The sequence below is a fragment of the Thalassobaculum sp. genome, from assembly GCF_040219215.1.
Lineage (GTDB): Bacteria > Pseudomonadota > Alphaproteobacteria > Thalassobaculales > Thalassobaculaceae > Thalassobaculum_A.
The window spans coordinates 1-18,087 of sequence record NZ_JAVJSX010000021.1; the positions used below are offsets into that span (position 1 = coordinate 1).

Annotated in this window: 15 protein-coding genes; 8 read left to right on the plus strand and 7 right to left on the minus strand. The window is 66.3% G+C overall.

The annotated features are described in order from the left end of the window. The first annotated feature begins 467 nt into the window (after positions 1-467). A complete protein-coding gene (locus RIC54_RS15135; RefSeq protein WP_350098412.1) occupies positions 468-1,790 on the plus strand; it encodes a M23 family metallopeptidase in 1,323 nt (440 codons plus the stop codon). 17 nt (positions 1,791-1,807) lie between these two features. Here the strand turns inward: RIC54_RS15135 and RIC54_RS15140 are convergent, their stop codons facing one another. The 4 genes from RIC54_RS15140 to RIC54_RS15155 are packed head-to-tail and all read right to left on the minus strand — an operon-like array spanning position 1,808 to position 7,220. Then, positions 1,808-3,895, minus strand: coding sequence for an acetate--CoA ligase family protein (locus RIC54_RS15140; protein WP_350098652.1), 2,088 nt, complete (start codon positions 3,893-3,895; stop codon positions 1,808-1,810). Between the two features lie 2 nt (positions 3,896-3,897). Next, complete coding sequence (locus tag RIC54_RS15145) at positions 3,898-5,070, minus strand: acyl-CoA dehydrogenase family protein (protein ID WP_350098413.1); 1,173 nt, start codon at positions 5,068-5,070, stop codon at positions 3,898-3,900. 40 nt (positions 5,071-5,110) lie between these two features. Further along, positions 5,111-6,484, minus strand: a complete 1,374-nt coding sequence (locus RIC54_RS15150; RefSeq protein WP_350098414.1) for an MmgE/PrpD family protein — start codon at positions 6,482-6,484, stop codon at positions 5,111-5,113. Positions 6,485-6,494: 10 nt separating this feature from the next. Then, positions 6,495-7,220 (minus strand): haloacid dehalogenase type II, encoded by a 726-nt coding sequence (locus RIC54_RS15155; RefSeq protein ID WP_350098415.1) that lies wholly within the window; start codon positions 7,218-7,220, stop codon positions 6,495-6,497. A 272-nt stretch (positions 7,221-7,492) separates the two neighbouring features. On the opposite strand from RIC54_RS15155, the gene RIC54_RS15160 reads away from it, so the two are divergent. The 3 genes from RIC54_RS15160 (at position 7,493) to RIC54_RS15170 (ending at position 11,081) form a co-directional block, all read left to right on the plus strand. Continuing rightward, positions 7,493-9,109 (plus strand): ABC transporter substrate-binding protein, encoded by a 1,617-nt coding sequence (locus RIC54_RS15160; protein WP_350098416.1) that lies wholly within the window; start codon positions 7,493-7,495, stop codon positions 9,107-9,109. Positions 9,110-9,198: 89 nt separating this feature from the next. Next, on the plus strand, positions 9,199-10,170 hold the full coding sequence (locus RIC54_RS15165) for an ABC transporter permease (RefSeq protein WP_350098417.1): 972 nt from the start codon (positions 9,199-9,201) through the stop codon (positions 10,168-10,170). 14 nt (positions 10,171-10,184) lie between these two features. Further along, positions 10,185-11,081, plus strand: coding sequence for an ABC transporter permease (locus RIC54_RS15170; protein WP_350151149.1), 897 nt, complete (start codon positions 10,185-10,187; stop codon positions 11,079-11,081). 19 nt (positions 11,082-11,100) lie between these two features. Here RIC54_RS15170 and RIC54_RS15175 read toward each other — a convergent pair whose 3' ends face one another. Both RIC54_RS15175 and RIC54_RS15180 read right to left on the minus strand, forming a co-directional pair. After that, a complete protein-coding gene (locus tag RIC54_RS15175; RefSeq protein ID WP_350098419.1) occupies positions 11,101-11,619 on the minus strand; it encodes a PAS domain-containing protein in 519 nt (172 codons plus the stop codon). 37 nt (positions 11,620-11,656) lie between these two features. Next, positions 11,657-13,591 carry an ABC transporter ATP-binding protein gene (locus RIC54_RS15180; protein WP_350151151.1) on the minus strand — a complete coding sequence of 645 codons (1,935 nt, stop codon included), beginning with the start codon at positions 13,589-13,591 and terminating at the stop codon, positions 11,657-11,659. Positions 13,592-13,667: 76 nt separating this feature from the next. Here RIC54_RS15180 and RIC54_RS15185 point away from each other — a divergent pair, with 76 nt between their 5' ends. Genes RIC54_RS15185 through RIC54_RS15195 form a run of 3 tightly spaced genes read left to right on the plus strand, consistent with a single transcriptional unit; the run spans position 13,668 to position 15,083 of the window. Then, positions 13,668-14,381, plus strand: coding sequence for an AzlC family ABC transporter permease (locus RIC54_RS15185; RefSeq protein WP_350098421.1), 714 nt, complete (start codon positions 13,668-13,670; stop codon positions 14,379-14,381). Further along, on the plus strand, positions 14,378-14,719 hold the full coding sequence (locus tag RIC54_RS15190; RefSeq protein ID WP_350098422.1) for an AzlD domain-containing protein: 342 nt from the start codon (positions 14,378-14,380) through the stop codon (positions 14,717-14,719). The genes RIC54_RS15185 and RIC54_RS15190 overlap by 4 nt, the downstream gene beginning before the upstream one ends. 31 nt (positions 14,720-14,750) lie before the next feature. Further along, positions 14,751-15,083 carry a DHCW motif cupin fold protein gene (locus RIC54_RS15195; RefSeq protein ID WP_350098423.1) on the plus strand — a complete coding sequence of 111 codons (333 nt, stop codon included), beginning with the start codon at positions 14,751-14,753 and terminating at the stop codon, positions 15,081-15,083. 11 nt (positions 15,084-15,094) lie between these two features. On the opposite strand, the gene RIC54_RS15200 is transcribed toward RIC54_RS15195, so the two are convergent. Next, entirely contained in the window at positions 15,095-16,267 is a 1,173-nt protein-coding gene (locus RIC54_RS15200) for a pyridoxal-phosphate-dependent aminotransferase family protein (protein WP_350151153.1), read from the minus strand. A 233-nt stretch (positions 16,268-16,500) separates the two neighbouring features. Here RIC54_RS15200 and RIC54_RS15205 point away from each other — a divergent pair, with 233 nt between their 5' ends. Then, positions 16,501-18,069 (plus strand): multicopper oxidase family protein, encoded by a 1,569-nt coding sequence (locus RIC54_RS15205; protein ID WP_350098425.1) that lies wholly within the window; start codon positions 16,501-16,503, stop codon positions 18,067-18,069. Positions 18,070-18,087 lie beyond the last annotated feature (18 nt).

An 18,087-nucleotide genomic window follows, 5' to 3' on the forward strand; every position in this document is an offset into this window, starting at 1 on the left:
AGAAGCGCCAGAAATCAGGACGCACAGTCAGATGCACAGATCGGCTCGTATGCCAGAACCCTCTCAGGTCCCAGCGTGCCCAGCAAAACCAAGCCAGACCGCCGCCTGCGCATCCCTTCCATTTCACAATGTCCAAGAGCCGCGGACCAGTTCCCCGGAGGGCTTCCAGTCCGTCGCCGCGACCCGATGTGTCTCGGCGAGGCGCGGCTTATACGAAGCCCCCGATTTTATGTCAAACCCCTTTTTTGAAGTTTTTTGGTCTTCCGTCGGATCGGCCGTTTGCGCCAGTATGGCTCCCGCGCGAGGGGAGAACGCGGGCAGTAGCTGATTAATCTGTCTGTTCAGGAAGCAGCTAAAACCACATGGAATCGTTCAGTTTCCTTGACAGGAGACGGTTCGAGAACGATCATGCGGCCAACGTCTTCGGGCGGCGGCACGGCATTTTGATTTTCGGGGAGACGCGGCCAATGAAGTGGACGAGCGCGGTGGTATTCGGGATTCTCGCCGCCGCATGGATCGTTCTCGGGCAATCCGAACCGTCGAACGCCCGTTTTGCCGAAGCGTCTCCGCCGCTGATCGACGGCGCCACCATCCGGCCGCAGAGCTTCGATGCCCGGCGTGCCGAGGAAATGCACGCCTTCCCGACGGTGGAATCCGAGCCCGGCCCCGAAGACCGGATCATCACGGTGTCCCGCGGCGACACCCTGATCGGCATCCTCACCGACAACGGCGTGGACCGGGTCAGCGCGCACAGCGCGGTCAGCACCCTTGGTAAGGTGTTCGACGTCCGGCGCCTGCAGATCGGCCAGGACATCACCCTGACCTTCAAGCCGAGCACCGACGGCGACCAGTTCCTCGGCATGGCCCTGCGGCCGTCGCCGGACCGCGACGTCCTGGTCAAGCTGGACGACGCCGGAAGCTTCACCGCCGAGGAAGCCGAGCGCGCGCTGGACAGGCGCTACGCCTATGGCGCCGCCACCATCGACAGCAGCCTGTACGAAGCGGCCATCGAAGCCAACGTGCCGATCGACGTGCTGATGGACTTGGTCCGGGTGTTCAGCTTCGATGTCGATTTCCAGCGCGACGTGCAGCCCGGCGACCGCTTCGAGGTGCTGTACGAAGGCTTCGACGACGAGTTCGGCGACCGGGTGCGCAACGGCGACATCCGCTATGCCGCCATGACCCTGTCGGGCAAGACCCTGGCGTTCTATCGATTCACTCCGTCCAGCGGCTTCGTCGACTATTTCGGGCCGGATGGGCGCAGCGTCCGCAAGGCGCTGATGCGCACACCGATCGACGGCGCCCGCCTGTCGTCGGGGTTCGGCAAGCGACGGCACCCGATTCTCGGCTACACCAAGATGCACAAGGGCGTGGACTTCGCGGCACCGACGGGAACCCCGATCATGGCGGCCGGCGACGGCGTGGTCGAGATGGCCGAGCGGTTCGGCGGCTACGGCAACTACGTGCGGATCCGCCACAACAGCGAGATCAAGACGGCCTACGGCCACACGTCGCGGTTCGCCAAGGGCGTCCGGGCCGGCAGCCGGGTCCGCCAGGGCCAGATCATCGCCTATGTGGGCACCACCGGCCGGTCGACCGGTCCGCACCTGCACTACGAAGTCATGCTGAACGCGCGGCAGGTCAATCCGATGAGCATCAAGCTGCCGACCGGCGAACAGCTCGCGGGCAAGGATCTGAAGAAGCTGCAGGCGCTGATCCCGACGATCGACGCCGAAGTCGACGCCGCCCGTGCCGAAGCCAGCGTGGTCGCGTCAAACGAGGGGCGCTAAGCAAGCCTGTTTCCCGGTTATCCGGCGATTCGCACCAGTGCGTCGACCGCCACGGCGCCGGTCTCGGTGACGATCACCGGATTGGCTTCGGCCTCCTCGACCCGGCGTTCGGGATCCAGCGCAAGGCGGGACAGCGCAACCACAGCCGATGCTAAAGCGTCGAGGTTGCCCGCAGGCCGGCCGCGCCAACCCGCCAGGGCCGCGAAGCCCTTGACCTCGCCGATCATGGCCCGGGCAGTCGCGAGATCGACCGGGGCCAAGCGCACCGCCACGTCGCGGTACAGTTCGGCGAAGATCCCGCCCACACCGACGGTGATGACCGGACCGGCCTCCGGATCCAGCCGGTAACCCATCAGGGCCTCACCAACCCCGCGCACCATCGACTGGATCAGCCAGCCGTCAAGCCGCGCCTCGGGCGCGCTCACCGCCAAGCGCTCGCGCATGGCCACACGGGCTGCATCGACGGCGGCACGATCGGCAAGGCCGAGCGCCACCGCCCCGGCCTCGGTCTTGTGCGGCAGGTCAGCCGAAAGCGCTTTCAGGGCAACGGGATAGGTCAATCCAGCAGGCACTTCCGCGTCCTGCTCCAGGTGCTGGCGCTCCACCGTCGGGACGCCAAGCCGATCCAGCAGATCGAGGCCGGCGGCCTCGTCGAGCAGGGCACCGGACGGAAGCGGATCCAGCGCGGGGATTTCCCCTATGGCAAGGTCGCGCGGCGGCGCCCAGGCCAGGAACGCCCGCACCGCGTCGGCCATCGCCTCGACCGTGCGGAACCCGGCGACGCCACCCTCGGCCAGCATTTCCAGCGCTCGGTCGGCCTGCGGCAGCGGAACCGCCGCCAGCGGGGTTTCATGGCCGGCCGAATCGATGATCGGCTGCACCGCCCGCTCCGGCAGGAACTGAGCCGACGACCCGATCGCCGCGATCACCGCAGCGTACTCCCCGCAATCGAGAAGGCCATCGAGCACCGCCTTCATGACTTCATAGCGCGCGCCCGCCAGCGTCACGTCGATCAGCCTCCCGCCCTTCACCTCAAGTCCGTGGTCCGCTTTCACCCGCTCGCGCAGCGTCTGGCTCGCCCCCGCCAACGCCACGCCGGCGCCGCCGAGGCGGTCGACCGCCATCGCCCCGCCGCCGCCGGTGGTGGTCACCACCGCCACCGGCCGCCCGGCACGGGCCGCATCGGGGCGCCTGCCCTTCAACAGCGCCGGCAATTCCAGCAACGCCTCGAACTGATCGACCCGAAGGATGCCGTGGTCGCGGAAGAACGCGTCCGCTGCCTGGTCGGAGCCGAGCAGCGCGCCGGTGTGCGACACCGCCAGCGCCTGCGCTTCGGGCGAGCGACCAAGCTTGTAGGCAATGATCGGCTTGCCAGCGGCGTGCGCCGCACGGGCGAATCGGGCCAGCCGGTCCGGTCGGCGCAGCGTCTCAAGGAACAGCAGGAACGCGTCGACTTCCGGCAGAGCGGTCGCCGCCTCGCCGATCGCACCCACGTCAAGATCGGCCTCGTTCCCGACCGACACCAGGTGCGAGAAGCCGATGCCGCGGGCGGCGCCACGCGACAGCAGCGTGCCGATCAGCGACCCGGACTGCGACAGCGCCATCAGCCGGCCCGGCAGCAGGGTCGAGGCCTCCAGGGCGGCGTTGGTGGTGAACGGAATCCGGTCGACGACGTTGACCACGCCCATCGAGTTCGGACCGAGCAGCCGCAAACCACCCTCCGCGGCCCGCGCCACCAGCCGGTCCTGGCGGGCACGCCCCTCGTCGCCCATCTCGGCAAAGCCGTCGGCGAGAACCGTCGCCGCGGGCACGCCGAGCCGGGCCGCCTCGACCACGGCGTCCTCGACCCGTTCGGCCGCCCCGACGATGTAGATGTGGTCCGGACGTTCCGGCAGCGCCTCGAGCGACGCCCACGCCTTCTCCCCCAGCACGGTGTCGCGCCGTGGGTTCACCGGATAGACCGCGCCTGAGTAGCCGTGCTTGCGCAGGAACCGCAGCGGCCGCGCGCCGTCCTTCCTGGGGTCGTCCGAGGCACCGATGATGGCGACGGACCGCGGCCGCAGGAGTGCCGCGAGCCAAGGGGCGACCGAGCCGGGGTCTGGCATGCTCACGCGGACCGCTTCGGCGCGCGCTGCGAGAACCGGCGATCGAAGACGCCTTCTGCGATCCGGTTCTTCATCATCTCCAGGCTGCCGCCGGCGATCTGCCAGCCGCGGGCCCGCCGCCAGCAGTACTCCACCAGACTTTCCTCGCTGTAGCCGAGCGCGCCCAGGACCTGCATCGATTCGTTGGCGGCGAAGAAGCCGGCCTCGTTGCACAGATACTTGACCAGGGCCGTCTCGTAGGCGTCGGGCAACCGGTCGACCGCCCGGGCCGCGACCCGGTACAGCATCAACTGGGCCGCCTCCATGCGGGCGGCCATCTCGGCGAACTTCCACTGTATGCCCTGGAAGTCGCTGAGCGTCCGGCCGAACTGGCTGCGGATCTCGGCGTGCTCGCGGGCGATGCCGAAGGCGTGTCGGCCGAACGCCAGCGAGCGAGCGGAATTGCCGAGGCGCTCGACGTTGAATGCCGCAATCTGCTTCTTGAAGCCGCCCTCGCGCAGCAGCACGTTGCCGCCCGGCACGAAGACGTTGTCGAAGTACAGCTGGCACCACTCGTCGCCGCCGACGTACCGGACCGGCTTGCCAACCGAGAAGCCCGCCGTGCCGCGTTCGATCAGCACAGACCCGATTCCGTCGACCCCCGGCCCGTAGCGCACGTAGACCAGGAACAGCTTTGCGTCCGGACTGTGCGAGGAGAACACCTTGGTGCCGTTGATCCTGAAGCCCTCACCGTCGGGCGTTGCGGCGGTCACGAGGTCGGTGACCGCCGAGCCGGCTTCCGGCTCGCTCATTCCAACCGAGATCAACGCTTCGCCGGCCAGCATCGGCCCCAGGTACCGGGCCTTCTGGTCGGGCGTTGCGTATTCGACGAAGGTCCTTATCGGTCCAAAATTTCCGGTCTGGATGACGTCCGCCGATCGCGGACAGACGGACGACACCGCTTCGATCGCCAGGATCGTATCCATCAGCGTGCCCTCGGCCCCGCCATCGGCTTCCGGGAAGGTGATGCCGAGCAACCCTTGCTTCGCCATCAGCTTCGCCACGTCGAACGGAAACGACGGTTCGTGCGCCCGCGCCAACGCGCCGGCCGCCAGATGGCGCTCGGCAAAGCCGCGCACCGAGTCGCGGAACTGGATCTGCTCTGCGGTCAGCAGGTCGTCGAACAGCGCGGTCATAGGCCAATCTCTCCGGTGGCAGGCGATACGTGGCGGATGGTCATTCGGCCGCCTGGGACAATGCGGCACCGGCAAGCAGGTCGTTGATCCGCCGGCCGGCCCCAAGGGTCTGCAACCGATGCAGCAGGGCAGCGGACCGCTCGGCGCCGAGCACCGGGCCGGCCAGTTCAGCGAACTTGTCGGCCAGGTCGGCGTCGGTCAGCGGGTTGTCGGGGTCGCCCTTGCGGGTCGGGGCGAACCGCTCGAGCCGACGGCCGTCCATGGTCACGATCGCCACGCGGGCCGACCGGGCCTTCGGGAACGCGGCCTCGCAGCCGGAGTCGACGGTGTGAACCACGCGCGCCGCCACCGCCCGAACGGTTGGATCGGCCAACGCCGGGTCCTCGAACGCCGCCCGACGCACCGAGCCGAGCACCAGGGTAGCCGCCACGCAGTACGGCAGGCTGAACTTCGCCTCGAACGCCGTGACCGGCGTGGCGTTGCCGCAGATCTCCAGCGACTTGGCATAGGAGCCGACTTCGATCCGGTCGATGTCGGCCGCCGTCAGGGCGTGCTCGTCCGCCAACGCTCGCACCGCGTCGACGGCGGCGTGCAGGTGGCCGCAGGCGGCGTGGTTCTTGAACGTCATGCGGGTGATCGTCCAATCGACCCCCAGGTCGGCGGTCACCGCATCCCAATCGATGTCGGCACCGCTCATGGCGGCGGCGAAGCCCCGCGGCCCTTCCAACGCATCAAGCGCGCCGGTGACCCCTTCGGCTGCAAGCCGGGCCGACAGCAGCCCCGCCTCCGCCGCCCGTCCGGCGTGCAACGGCTTGCTCATCGCGTCGGCGCGGAACGCCTGTTGCAGCCCGGCGGCCATGGTGGCTGCGCTGGCCAGGGCGTGGGCGGTGCGGTTGCCGTCGAGACCGAGAATGGCCGCCGCAGCGCCGGCGGCGCCGAAGCATCCGACCGTTGCGGTGGTGTGCCAGAAATCGTAGTGGCGCGGATTCACCGCCACGGCGATCCGGTTCGAGATCTCATAGCCGGCAACAACGCCAGCCAGCAGCTTTGCGCCGTCGGCATCGGCCAGTTCGGCCGCCGCCAAGGCCGCGGCGATGGTCGGCGCACCCGGGTGGTACAACCCGTCACGGTAGATATCGTCGAACTCCACCGTATGGGCCGCGGTGCCGTTGATCAGGGCAGCCGCCTGCCCGCCGGCCGGCGTACCGGACGGTATCAAGGTCGCCTTGCCGTGGCCGACCTGGTCCGCCAGCGCCCGGACCGCCAGGGTCGCCGGCGGCATCACGCCGCCGGGCAGCGTCGCCGCGAACCAGTCGATAACAGCGCGACGGGCGTGCCGCTGCACCTCATCGTCCAACGGGCCGGCGCACCGTTCGGCGGCGAACGACCCGAAGCGTTCGAGAACCGTAGCCATACTACCCTCCTCAACAACCCAGCCGGTCGGCCAACTCATCCATGCTGTTCACGGCATGGTCCCAGTCGTCCTCGGCACGGAAATCGCGGGACTGCTTGTCGCCATGTTCGGTCGGCCGGGCGATGAACGCGGTGCGAAGGCCGAGCGCGCGGGCGGCCGCGAGATCACCGTTGTGCGCCGCCACCATCATGACTTCCGCCGGCACGAGACCAAGCCAGTCGACCCCGGTCAGGTAGACCGAGGGCACCGGCTTGTAGTTCCGGGCGGGTTCGGCGCCGAGGATCATGTCCCAGGGCAAGCCAGCGTTCTTCGCCATGTTCAGCATCAGCGCCACGTTGCCGTTGGACATGGTCGCCAGGATGAAGCGCTTCTTCAACCGGGTCAGGCCAGTCACGCAATCCGGCCATGGATCGAGCCGGTGCCACGCCCGGTTCAGATGCTCGAGTTCCTCGGCCGGCAACGGATCCAGACCGAACTCCTCGACCAGGGTGACGAGGCTGGCGCGATGGAGGTCATCGAGACGGACATAGGGCTTCTCGCCCCGGCGCACCGGATCCATGGACGGCTGGTAAAGCGCCCGCCACCGATCGGCGAACGCGACCGGGTCGATGCTCCACCCCTTCGCCGCAGCAACGGTGCCGACCTCGCGCGCCACGCTGGTGCGCCAATCGACGACGGTGCCGAACACGTCGAACACCAGGGCTTTCACGGCGGGCTTTGGATTGGTCTCTGACATTGTGTCCTCCTGTCCGCGCCATGGGCTCTTTCTTGACCGACGGTACGTGGCGTGAAAATGTATACAAGCGCCTCACGGTGCGGCAACCGGTGGTCTCGACAAAGCCGGAAGATACGAATGCAGGGAACGGGGAGGTCGGTAGCCGCAGAGCTGCTCCTATCCGTCTATCAGCTCGTCCAGCCCAGCCTGCTGGCTGGCGGCGCGAGCGCAAAGATCGACCGGACCAGGGACGTTGCGCCCTGAACCGCGTCGCATGGGAAGGAGACGTCCACATGAGTTCAGGACTGAAGACATTCGCGGCTTCCGTCGCGGTCACTGCCGCGCTCGCCTTAGGGCTGGGCGGGGCCATGGCGGCGGAAACGCCGAAGAAGGGTGGGGTTCTCAAGTTCGTGGTGCCGGACGAGCCACCAAGCTTTGACGGGCACCGGGAGACCACCTTCGCGCTGATCCATCCGATCGCACCGTTCTACAGCCTTCTGGCCAAGGTCAATCCGGAGAATTCAAGCGATCCGACCGACATCATCTGCGATCTCTGCACCGAGATGCCGAAGGCCACCGACGGTGGCAAGACCTTCACCTTCAAGCTTCGCCAGGGCGTCACCTTCGAGGACGGCTCGCCGCTCGATGCCAAGGACGTCAAGGCGACCTTCGACAAGATCATCTTCCCGGCAGAGGGTGTCAGCTCGGCCCGCAAGGCCTATTTTGTGATGGTCGACTCGGTCGAAGCGCCTGATGCCAGCACGGTGGTCTTCAAGCTGAAGTACCCGTCGTCGGCGTTCATCCCGGCGCTCGCGATGCCGTTCAACTTCATCTACGACGACGCCAAGCTCGCCCAGGACATGCACTGGTACGAGAAGAACGTGCTCGGCAGCGGTCCGTTCCAGAAGTTCGAGCGGCAGGCGGGTGCATTCATCAAGGGCACTGCCAGTCCGAACTACTATGAGAAGGGCAAGCCGTACCTGGACGGCATCGAGGCGATCTTCGCCAAGAAGGAGTCCCTGCGGGTCCAGGCGATCCGTGGCGACCGCGCCGCGATCGAGTTCCGTGGCTTCCCGCCGCAAAGCCGTGACGATCTGGTCAAGGCCCTCGGCAAGGACATCACGGTCCAGGAAAGCGACTGGAATTGCGTCCTGCTGATCACTCCGAACCACCGCAAGAAGCCGTTCGACGACGTGCGCGTCCGTCGGGCGTTGACCCTCGCGGTCGACCGCTGGGGCGGCTCGGAGTACCTGTCCAAGATCGCCATCGTGAAGACGGTTGGCGGCATCGCCTTCCCGAAGCACCCGCTGGCCGCGACGAAGGCCGAGCTTGAGCAGCTTGCTGGTTATTGGCCGGATCTGGCCAAGAGCCGTGAGGAAGCCAAGAAGCTCCTCAAGGAAGCCGGCATTCCCGACGGGTTCAAGTTCACGCTCAACAACCGCGCCGTCGACCAGCCGTACAAGATCGTCGGCACCTGGCTGATCGACCAGTGGAAGCAGATCGGCCTGGCGGTCGACCAGCAGGTCCAGCCCACCGGTCCGTTCTACGACACGCTGCGCAAGAAGCAGGATTTCGATGTTTCGATCGACTTCAACTGCCAGTCGATCGTGAATCCGCTGCTTGACGTATCGAAGTTCATCTCCGCCGAGCGTTCCGGCAGCCAGTATGGCGGCTACGAGGACGCCGAGGTCGACAAGCTGTTCGACGCGATGAACCAGACCGACGACACCGCCGAGCAGCGCAAGCTGATGCGGCGGATGGAGCAGATCGTCCTCGACGAGAAGGCCCTCGGCTTCATCACGATGTGGTGGTACCGGATCATTCCGCACCGCTCGTATGTCAAAGGCTGGAACGTCAGCCCGAGCCACTACCTGAACCAGGATCTGGCGAACGTCTGGCTCGACCAGTAACGCCGACTTCCTGCCGGTGGCCTGCCGCCCAGCGCGGCGGGCCACCGGATCGTTCTTGATCGACCTTCCAGGACCGAAGGCCGCTGCTCATGCACCAGTACATAGTCAAGCGCATCCTGTTGATGATCCCGACCCTGTTTGGGGCCGCCGTGCTCGTCTTCTTCCTGATGCGCATGATCCCCGGCGACGTCTGCGAACTGCGGTTGGCCGGCACGGGCTCGACCTTCGATCCGCAGGCCCTTACGCTTTGCCAGGAAGAACTCGGCCTGGACGAACCGATGTTCGTCCAGTTCGCAAGTTGGGTTGGAGGTTTCTTCGTCGGCGACCTCGGGACCTCGATGTGGACCAACCAGCCGATCGTCAGCGAGATCGCGCTGCGGTTCCAGGTTTCCCTGCAGATCGCATTGATGGCGACCGTCGTATCGATCGTCATCTCGATCCCGATGGGGATCATCTCCGCGGTGAAGCGCAACACCTGGGCCGACTACGCGGTTCGGGCGTTCTCGATCGCCGGGATTGCCATGCCGTCGTTCTGGCTCGGGATCCTGATCATCCTCGGCCTGCTGGTGACCAGCCAGGCCTGGTACGGCGTACCGTGGATGCCGCCGATCACCTATGTGCCGATCTGGGAGGACTGGAAAGTCAACCTGTCGATGCTGATCTGGCCCGCGCTCGCAACCGGATACCGCTATTCCGCGGTGGCTACCCGCATGACCCGCTCGGCGATGCTTGAAGTGCTGCGCGAGGACTATGTCCGGACCGCCCGGGCCAAGGGGCTGATCGAGAAAGTGATCGTCAACCGGCACGCGCTCAAGAACGCGTTGCTGCCGGTCGTTACCGTGATCGGCATCGAGTTCGCGTTCCTGATGGGCGGACTGGTCGTCACCGAACAGGTGTTCAATCTCAATGGACTGGGCAAGCTGTTCGTCGAGTCGGTGAGCAATCACGACTACACCATGACCCAATCACTGGTGATGCTGGTGGCGCTGATCTTCGTGGTCACCAACTTCATCGTCGACCTGTTCTACGCGTGGCTTGATCCACGCATCCGCTACAGCTGAGAGGGAGAGGCTCAATGGCGACCTCGGAGCTCCCGGCAAACATGCCGACGAACGCTCGTACGCATCGGACGGCATGGCAGGTGTTCACGCGGATGGCGCGTCGGCAGCCGCTCGGCGTGGCCGGCGGCTTCATCGTCCTGCTGATGATCATCATGGCGGTCTTCGCCGACTACATTGCACCCCACGATCCCACGGCGATGAACTACAGCGCGTTCGCCGTCGCACCCGGTGCCGAGTACTGGCTGGGCACCGACCCGCTCGGTCGCGATGTGTTCTCGCGCATCGTCTATGGCGCCCGCACGGCACTGTTCGTCGGCTTCGTGTCGGCCCTGATCGGCGGTGGCGCGGGTTTGGTCCTCGGAGTCGGCAGCGCCTATTTCGGCGGGCTCGTCGACCTGATCTTCCAGCGGGTCATGGACATCTTCATGTCGTTCCCGCTGATCATCATGGCGCTGGCCATGGTCGCGATCTTCGGCACCGGCACCGACAAGGTGATCGTCGCCATCACCATCCCGTTCGTTCCACGATGCGCGCGGGTGGTGCGGTCCAGCGCGCTGGCGGTTCGCGAAATGCCGTATGTCGATGCCGCCCGGTCGATCGGCTACAGCCACAGCCGGATCATCCTGCGCCACATGGTGCCGAACGTGATGGCGCCGTTCCTGATCATGATCACCGCCTTCGTCGGCCAGGCGATCCTGCTCGAAGCGTCGCTGTCGTATCTCGGTCTCGGCGTCCAGGAGCCGACGCCGGCCTGGGGATTGATGCTGCAGGGTGGCGCCGAGCTGTACGCCGAGAGCGCCCCGTGGATCGCGGTATTCCCGGGACTGGCCATTACCCTGGCGGTGTTTGGTTTCAACCTGTTCGGTGACGCCGTCCGCGACACCCTGGATCCGAGGCTGCGGTCGCAGTAGAGACCGCAGCCTCAAGACATTAGGCGACAGGATCGCCTTTCAGAACTGTACCGATACGACCGGTCTTGTCGGCATCCATGCTTGAGTTCGGCTCGAGTTCCATGGCGCCGAACACCAACCGTGGCACCTCGTCTTCATCCGCTAGTACCGGCAGCAGTATCCGCCGGAACGACTGGTGATCACGCCCGTCGACCACCACGACGCCGCGATAGAACACCGGCCGGCGTTCATCCAGGCACTCGAAGAACAGGCGCGCCCGATGAGGGTACGACTCTGGTTGCAGGCGCTGGTCGAGATACTGTCCCCGTGGCTCGTAGCCGAGAGCCGCAACGAACCGGCCACCAGCCAAACGGCACTTCAGGCGATTGCCATCGACCCGTTCATACAGCGACAGGTCGGGCAGTACTCTTGACGGGATCGCCAACGGATCGAGATCACGGTGCCTTGGAAGGCCGCCGTCGCGCTTGACCAGATCGGACCAGAACTCGAATACGGCCGTTATCGACGAACCTTCTGGCACGTATCCGGACAGATCCATGGTCAGGCGGGTCTCCGGCCAACTGGTCGTTGTTGGCTCAGGCGGCCGCTGCCGCAGCAATCTCCTGCACGAAGTGTCCGGGACCCACTTCACGATAGTGGCGGGCCGGCGGCTCATAGCCGATCGGCTTCAACGGGCTGGGAATTTCGTCGGTCATAAGCCGCAGCTCGGTCTTGCGCTTGGTGGGGTCGGCGATCGGCACCGCCGACATGAGTTTGCGTGTATAGGAATGCTGCGGGTTCTCGAACACCGACTGGCGCGGCCCGATCTCGACGATCTCGCCGAGATACATCACCGCCACCCGGTGGGCGATCCGTTCCACCACCGCCATGTCGTGGCTGATGAACAGATAGGCGAGACCGAACTCCTCCTGCAGATCCATCATCAGGTTGACGACCTGTGCCTGGATCGAGACGTCGAGCGCCGAGACGGCCTCGTCGGCGATGATCAACTTCGGATTCAGGCCGAGCGCGCGGGCAATGCACAGCCGCTGGCGTTGGCCGCCGGAGAACTCGTGCGGGTACCGGCTGGCGTACTCTTCGTCCAGCCCGACCCGGCGGAGCAGGTCGATCACCCGGTCCTCCGCATCCTTGCCACGCGCCAGACCGTGCACCAGCATCGGCTCGGCGATCGCCGAGCCCGCCGTCATTCGCGGGTTCAGGGACGCGAACGGGTCCTGGAAGATCATCTGCATGTTGCGGCGCAGCGGCCGCATCTCGCTCGCCGACAGACCGATAACCTGCTGGCCCTCGAACTTGATCGATCCGCGGGTCGGCTCGACCAGGCGGATGATGCTGCGCCCGGTCGTCGATTTGCCGCAACCGGACTCGCCGACCATCGCCAGTGTCTCGCCCGGCAGCAGGCTGAACGAAATGTTCTCCACCGCGTGAATGCGCCCGGTGGCTCGGCCGAACATCCCGGTCCGGATGTCGAAGCGGGTCGTCAGGCCATCGACGGTCAGCAGCGGGGCCGCGTCGCGCCGCACCGTGTCGCGGATCTCCAAGGCCGTTTCGGGTTGGTCCTGGCGGTCGACGACCACGTCGCCCTCGGAGCGGGTGACGTCGACGTTGGCAAACTTCCGCGGCAGCTTGAAGCCCTTCATCGAGCCAAGACGCGGCACCGCGTCCAGCAGGGCCTTGGTGTAGGGATGCTGCGGGCTGTGGAAGATCTGTTCGGCCGGCCCCTCCTCGACCTTCTCGCCGCGCAGCATGACCACGACCCGGTCGGCGACCTCGGCCACCACGCCCATGTCGTGGGTGATGAACATCACCGACATGCCGATCTCGTTCTGCAGCAGCTTGATGAGGTCCAGGATCTGCGCCTGGATCGTCACGTCGAGCGCGGTGGTCGGTTCATCGGCGATCAGCAGGCTCGGCCGGCACGACAGCGCCATCGCGATCATCACCCGCTGGCGCATGCCGCCGGACAACTGGTGCGGATACTGCGAAAGCTGCTTCTCCGGTTCGGGAATGCGGACCAGCTTCAGCATCTCCAGCGCCTTGTTCAGCGCCTGCTCCTCGGACAGTCCCTGGTGCAGCATGATCGCTTCGGCGATCTGGAAGCCGACGGTGAACACCGGGTTCAGCGACGTCATCGGCTCCTGGAAGATCATCGAGATGTCGTTGCCGCGGATCGAGCGCATCTGCTCGGGCGTCTGCTTGACGATATCGACGACTCCGCCTTCGGGCTTGCGGAACATGATCTTGCCCGTCGGGATGTGCCCTCCGGCGTTGTCGGTCAGTCGCATCAGGGCCATCGCCGTCACCGACTTGCCCGAGCCGGACTCGCCGACCACCGCCAGGGTTTCGCCCTTGTCGATGTGCCAGGACACGCCGTCCACCGCTTTGACCGTGCGGTCGTCGAGCGGGAAGTGGACCCGCAGGTCCTCGACTTCGATCAGGCGCTTGTCATCCATGGCGTCGCGGTCCCCCTCACGCATCTCGGCATAGCCCGCGTCGGCGGGACGCAGCATTTTGCGTATGCTGGACCAAGACCACAACCGTTACCATGCCCGGATTGCATACAACCTTCGCCTATCGGAGCCTGACGTGACCAAATCCGAGAGTCGATCCGCTGCATTTCGCGGATTCCGCGATGCCATCAGCGTTCCGCTGCTGATGGTCGGCGGTGGGATGGCCGGTTTCGGCGCGCTTGCCCATGACATCGGCTTCGCGTCGTGGGAGGCGGTGCTGGCATCGCTCCTTGTCTGGGCTCTGCCGGCGCAGGTGGTTGCCGCCGACCTCTACACCTCCGGTGCCGACCTCATCGCCATCGCCATCGCAGCAACCCTTGCCAGCATGCGGTTCTTCCCGATGGCGGTCGCCCTGCTGCCGACCCTCGGCAAACCCCGTGGAGGGCGGTTGGGGAGAATTGCACAGGCCCAGTTGATGTCGGCAACCAGCTGGGCGTTCCTGATGCGCGGCAGCGCGCCTTCCGAGCCCCGGCAGAGACTGGCCTATCACACGGTATTCGCGCTCACCTGCCTGTCGATCGGGGCGCTCGGCACCATCGCCGGCTACCTCGGCGCCGCCGGCCTGCCGCGGCCGCTGGCGCTCGGTCTGCTGTTCCTCAACGCCGCATCGTTCACCGTGCTGCTGATCGAGACCCGCAACCGTCAGGCGCTGCTGGCGGTGGTGCTCGGCGCGGCGCTGTGCGCGCCGATCCATTCGGTGATTCCGGAAGCTTCGCTGGTGCTGGCCAGCGTCATTGGCGGAACCCTGGCCTTCGTGCTCGGCGACCGGCTGCGGAAACCCGCCGGATGACCGATCTGCCGCACGCGCCGCTCACCGTCGTGCTTGTCGCCGCGGCCGCCACCTTCGTGTGGCGGGCGCTCGGGGCAATTCTGGTCGACCGCATCGATCCCGAGGGCGCGGTGGTGCGCTGGTTCACGCTCACCTCCTACGCCCTGCTGGCAGCCTTGGTCGTACGGCTTGTCGGCCTGCCGACCGGCTCGCTCGGCGGCGTGTCACTGGCCATCCGGCTTGCCGCCGTTGCGGTTACACTGGGCGTGTGGTGGCTGACCCGTCGCAATCCGTTGCTGGGCGTCCTGGCCGGCACCGCGTGTTTCATTGCGGCGGTCACCTGGACCGCCGGTCCCTGACGCGTCAATACCTGAACTGGAGGAGAACGTCGTGAAGATCCCCGCCCTTCCGTTCACCGTGACCGACTGGTCCGGTGTCGAGCCGACCGAGCATCCCGGCGAGACCGGAACGGCCACATGGCGGACGCTCAACGTGGGCGACATCCGGATCCGGCAGGTCATCTACTCGCCCGGCTACCTCGCCGATCACTGGTGCGACCGCGGGCACATCCTCTATGTGGTCGAGGGCGAGTTGGTGAGCGAGTTGAAGGACGGCCGGCGGTTCACCCTGACTCCTGGCATGAGCTACCAGGTCTCCGATCACGGCGACGCGCCGCACCGGTCGGTGACCACGACCGGTGCGACGCTGTTCATCGTCGACTGAGCGACAGCCCGTCAGGCGTTGCCCGCCAGATAGTCCATCGCCACCTGGACGCCGCCCGGCTTGATCGGCACGCCGGCAATCCGCATGCCCATCTCGCAGCCGGCCAGGGTGCCCATCAGCATCAGGTCGTTGAAGTCGCCCAGATGACCGATCCGGAACATCGTGCCCTTCACCTTGCCGAGTCCGGCCCCGAGCGACATGTCGAACTTGTCCAGGATCACCTTGCGCACCGCGTCGGCGTCGTGGCCGTCCGGCATCACCACGCCGGTCAGCACCGGGGAGTACACGCTCGGCTCCTGGCACTGGATCTCCAGCCCCCAGGCCCGCACCGCGCGCCGGGTCGCCTCGCCGTGCCTTTCATGCCGGGCGAACACGTTGTCGAGACCCTCGTCCATCAGCATGTCGCAGGCTTCCAGCAAGCCGTAGAGCAGGTTGGTCGCGGGGGTGTAGGGGAAGTTGCCGGACGGGTTCTGGCCGAGCTGCGAGCCCCAGTCCCAGTACGACCGGGTCAGCTTGGCCGACTTCGATGCCTCGATCGCCTTCGGCGACAGCGCGTTGAAGCCGAGGCCCGGCGGCAGCATCAGGCCCTTCTGGGAGCCGGTGATGGTGACGTCCACGCCCCACTCGTCGTGCCGATAGTCGGCGGAGGCCAGGCCCGAGATGGTGTCGACCAGGAACAGCGCCGGGTGCCTGGCGGCGTCGATCGCCTTGCGCACCAGGCCGATGCGCGACGTCGCGCCGGTCGAGGTCTCGTTATGGACCACGCAGACCGCCTTGATCTTGTGTTCCTTGTCGCGGCTCAACCGTTCCTCGATCGCGGCGGGATCGACCCCGCGGCGCCAGTCTCCGGTGATTACTTCCGGCTTCAGGCCGATGCGCGTCGCCAGTTCCACCCATAGGGTGGAGAACTGGCCGGTCTCGTACATCAGCACGGTGTCGCCCGGCGACAGGGTGTTGACCAGCGCCGCCTCCCACGCCCCGGTACCGGACGACGGGAAGATGATCACCGGGTGTTCGGTCTTGAACACCGGCTTGACCTTGGCCAGCACTTCCTTGGCCAGGGCCTGGAAGGTCGGGCCGCGATGATCGATGGTCGGCCGCTCGATGGCGCGCAGGATGCGTCCTGGCACGTTCGAGGGACCGGGGATCTGCAGAAAATGCGGGCCGGCGCGATGTCCGCTCATGACGTCTCCTACTCCTTGCAAAACGGGTGATGCGCAAGGCCGGCCGGATCGGGCCGCTTTTGCCGCATCAATGGAAATCCGGTACCCTTGGGGTCGACGGGGTTCGCGAAGTGGCCGTATCCGCCAGTTCGCGTTTTGGATGCAGCCGCCGGTCGACGATCTACGGTCGGGCGTCGGGGTCTGTAGTTCAGCCATTCCGCTCGACAGGCGAGCGGCCGCTGGGGGATTGAAACATGATCAAGAACAGTGTTTCGCGCCGGAGCGTGATGGCCGGTGTCGCGGCGTCGGCCGCCATTGCGGGCCTGCCGTCGGCCGCTCACGCGTTGGCGCCGCAGCAGCAACTGGTAGCCACGACCCGCGAGATCGAGGTGAACGGGACGCTGGTGAAACGGCTGGCCGTGGTTGGCCCGGACGGCCCCGAGGGGTTGCGCGTGAAGCGCGGCGATTACTTCAGGTTCAAGCTCACCAACAAGCTCGACACCGAAACCCTGATCCATTGGCACGGCCTGATCCTGCCGCCGTCCCAGGACGGCGTGCCGGGTATCTCCGCTCCCGCCATTCCGCCGGGCGGATCGGCCGACTACGACTTCCCGCTGGTCCAGGCCGGCACCTACTGGATGCACTCCCACGTCGGCTTCCAGGAGCAACTCGGCCTGGCAATGCCGCTGATCCTGGAAGACCCGAACGACCCGCTGTCCAACCTTCAGGAAGTCGTACTGTTCCTGGAAGACTTCACGTTCAAGGACCCCGAAGCGATCGTCGCGGCGTTGCGTGCGCCCGGACAGTCCGACACGGCGGCCGGTCAAGGCACCAGCGCAACCGACACTGCCAAGCCTGGTATGAAGGGAATGGCAGGGATGGCTGGAATGGCCGGCATGACCGGTATGGCTCCAGCAACCGGAACGACCGCTGCACCGACCATGGCTGGGATGGTCGGATCGACCCCGGCAGCGGGAACAACCACGGCCATGGCCGGAATGGAGGGCATGGCCGACCTCAACGACGTCGACTTCGACGCCTATCTGGCCAATTCCCGCACTTTGCGCGATCCGCAGGTCGTCTCGGTGGAACGCAACGGCAAGGTCCGTCTGCGCATCATCAACGGCTCGGCATCGACCAATTTCTTCATCTCGGCCGGTGGGCAGTCGGCCCGGCTGATTGCGGTCGACGGCGAAGCAGTCCACCCGATCGACGACGTGATCTTCCCAGTCGGCATCGCCCAGCGGATCGACCTGCTGGTCGACGTTCCCGGCGGCAAGGCCCTGCCGATCATTGCGCAACGCGAGGGCGATACCGCCCGGACCGGCCTGATTCTCGCCGGTCCCGGTGCCGAGGTCGCGAAGCTGTCCGACAACGCCGACGCCAAGGCCGGCGCCATCGGTGTGGAACTGGAGGCGCGGCTGCGCGCCGTCAAACCGCTGCCGGAGAGGCCGATCGCGGCGGAACTCGACTCGCTGCTGTCCGGCGACATGGCGAAATACATCTGGATGATGCACGGCGGGGTCTACCCCAACAACAAGCCGCTGGTGGTCCGCACCGGAGACCGCACCGCCGTCCGGATCCGCAACCAAACCGGCATGTCGCACCCGATGCACCTGCACGGCCACGTGTTCCAGGTGATCGAGATCGGTGGCAAGCCTCTGGCCGGCGCGGTCCGCGATACCGTGGTGGTCCCGCCGCAGTCCGACATGGTCATCGCGTTCGATGCCAACAACCCCGGCAACTGGGCCTATCACTGCCACAACCTCTACCACATGGAGGTCGGCATGTTCTCCTACCTGACCTACGTGCCGGCGACGTGAACAACTGAGGTCGGCGAG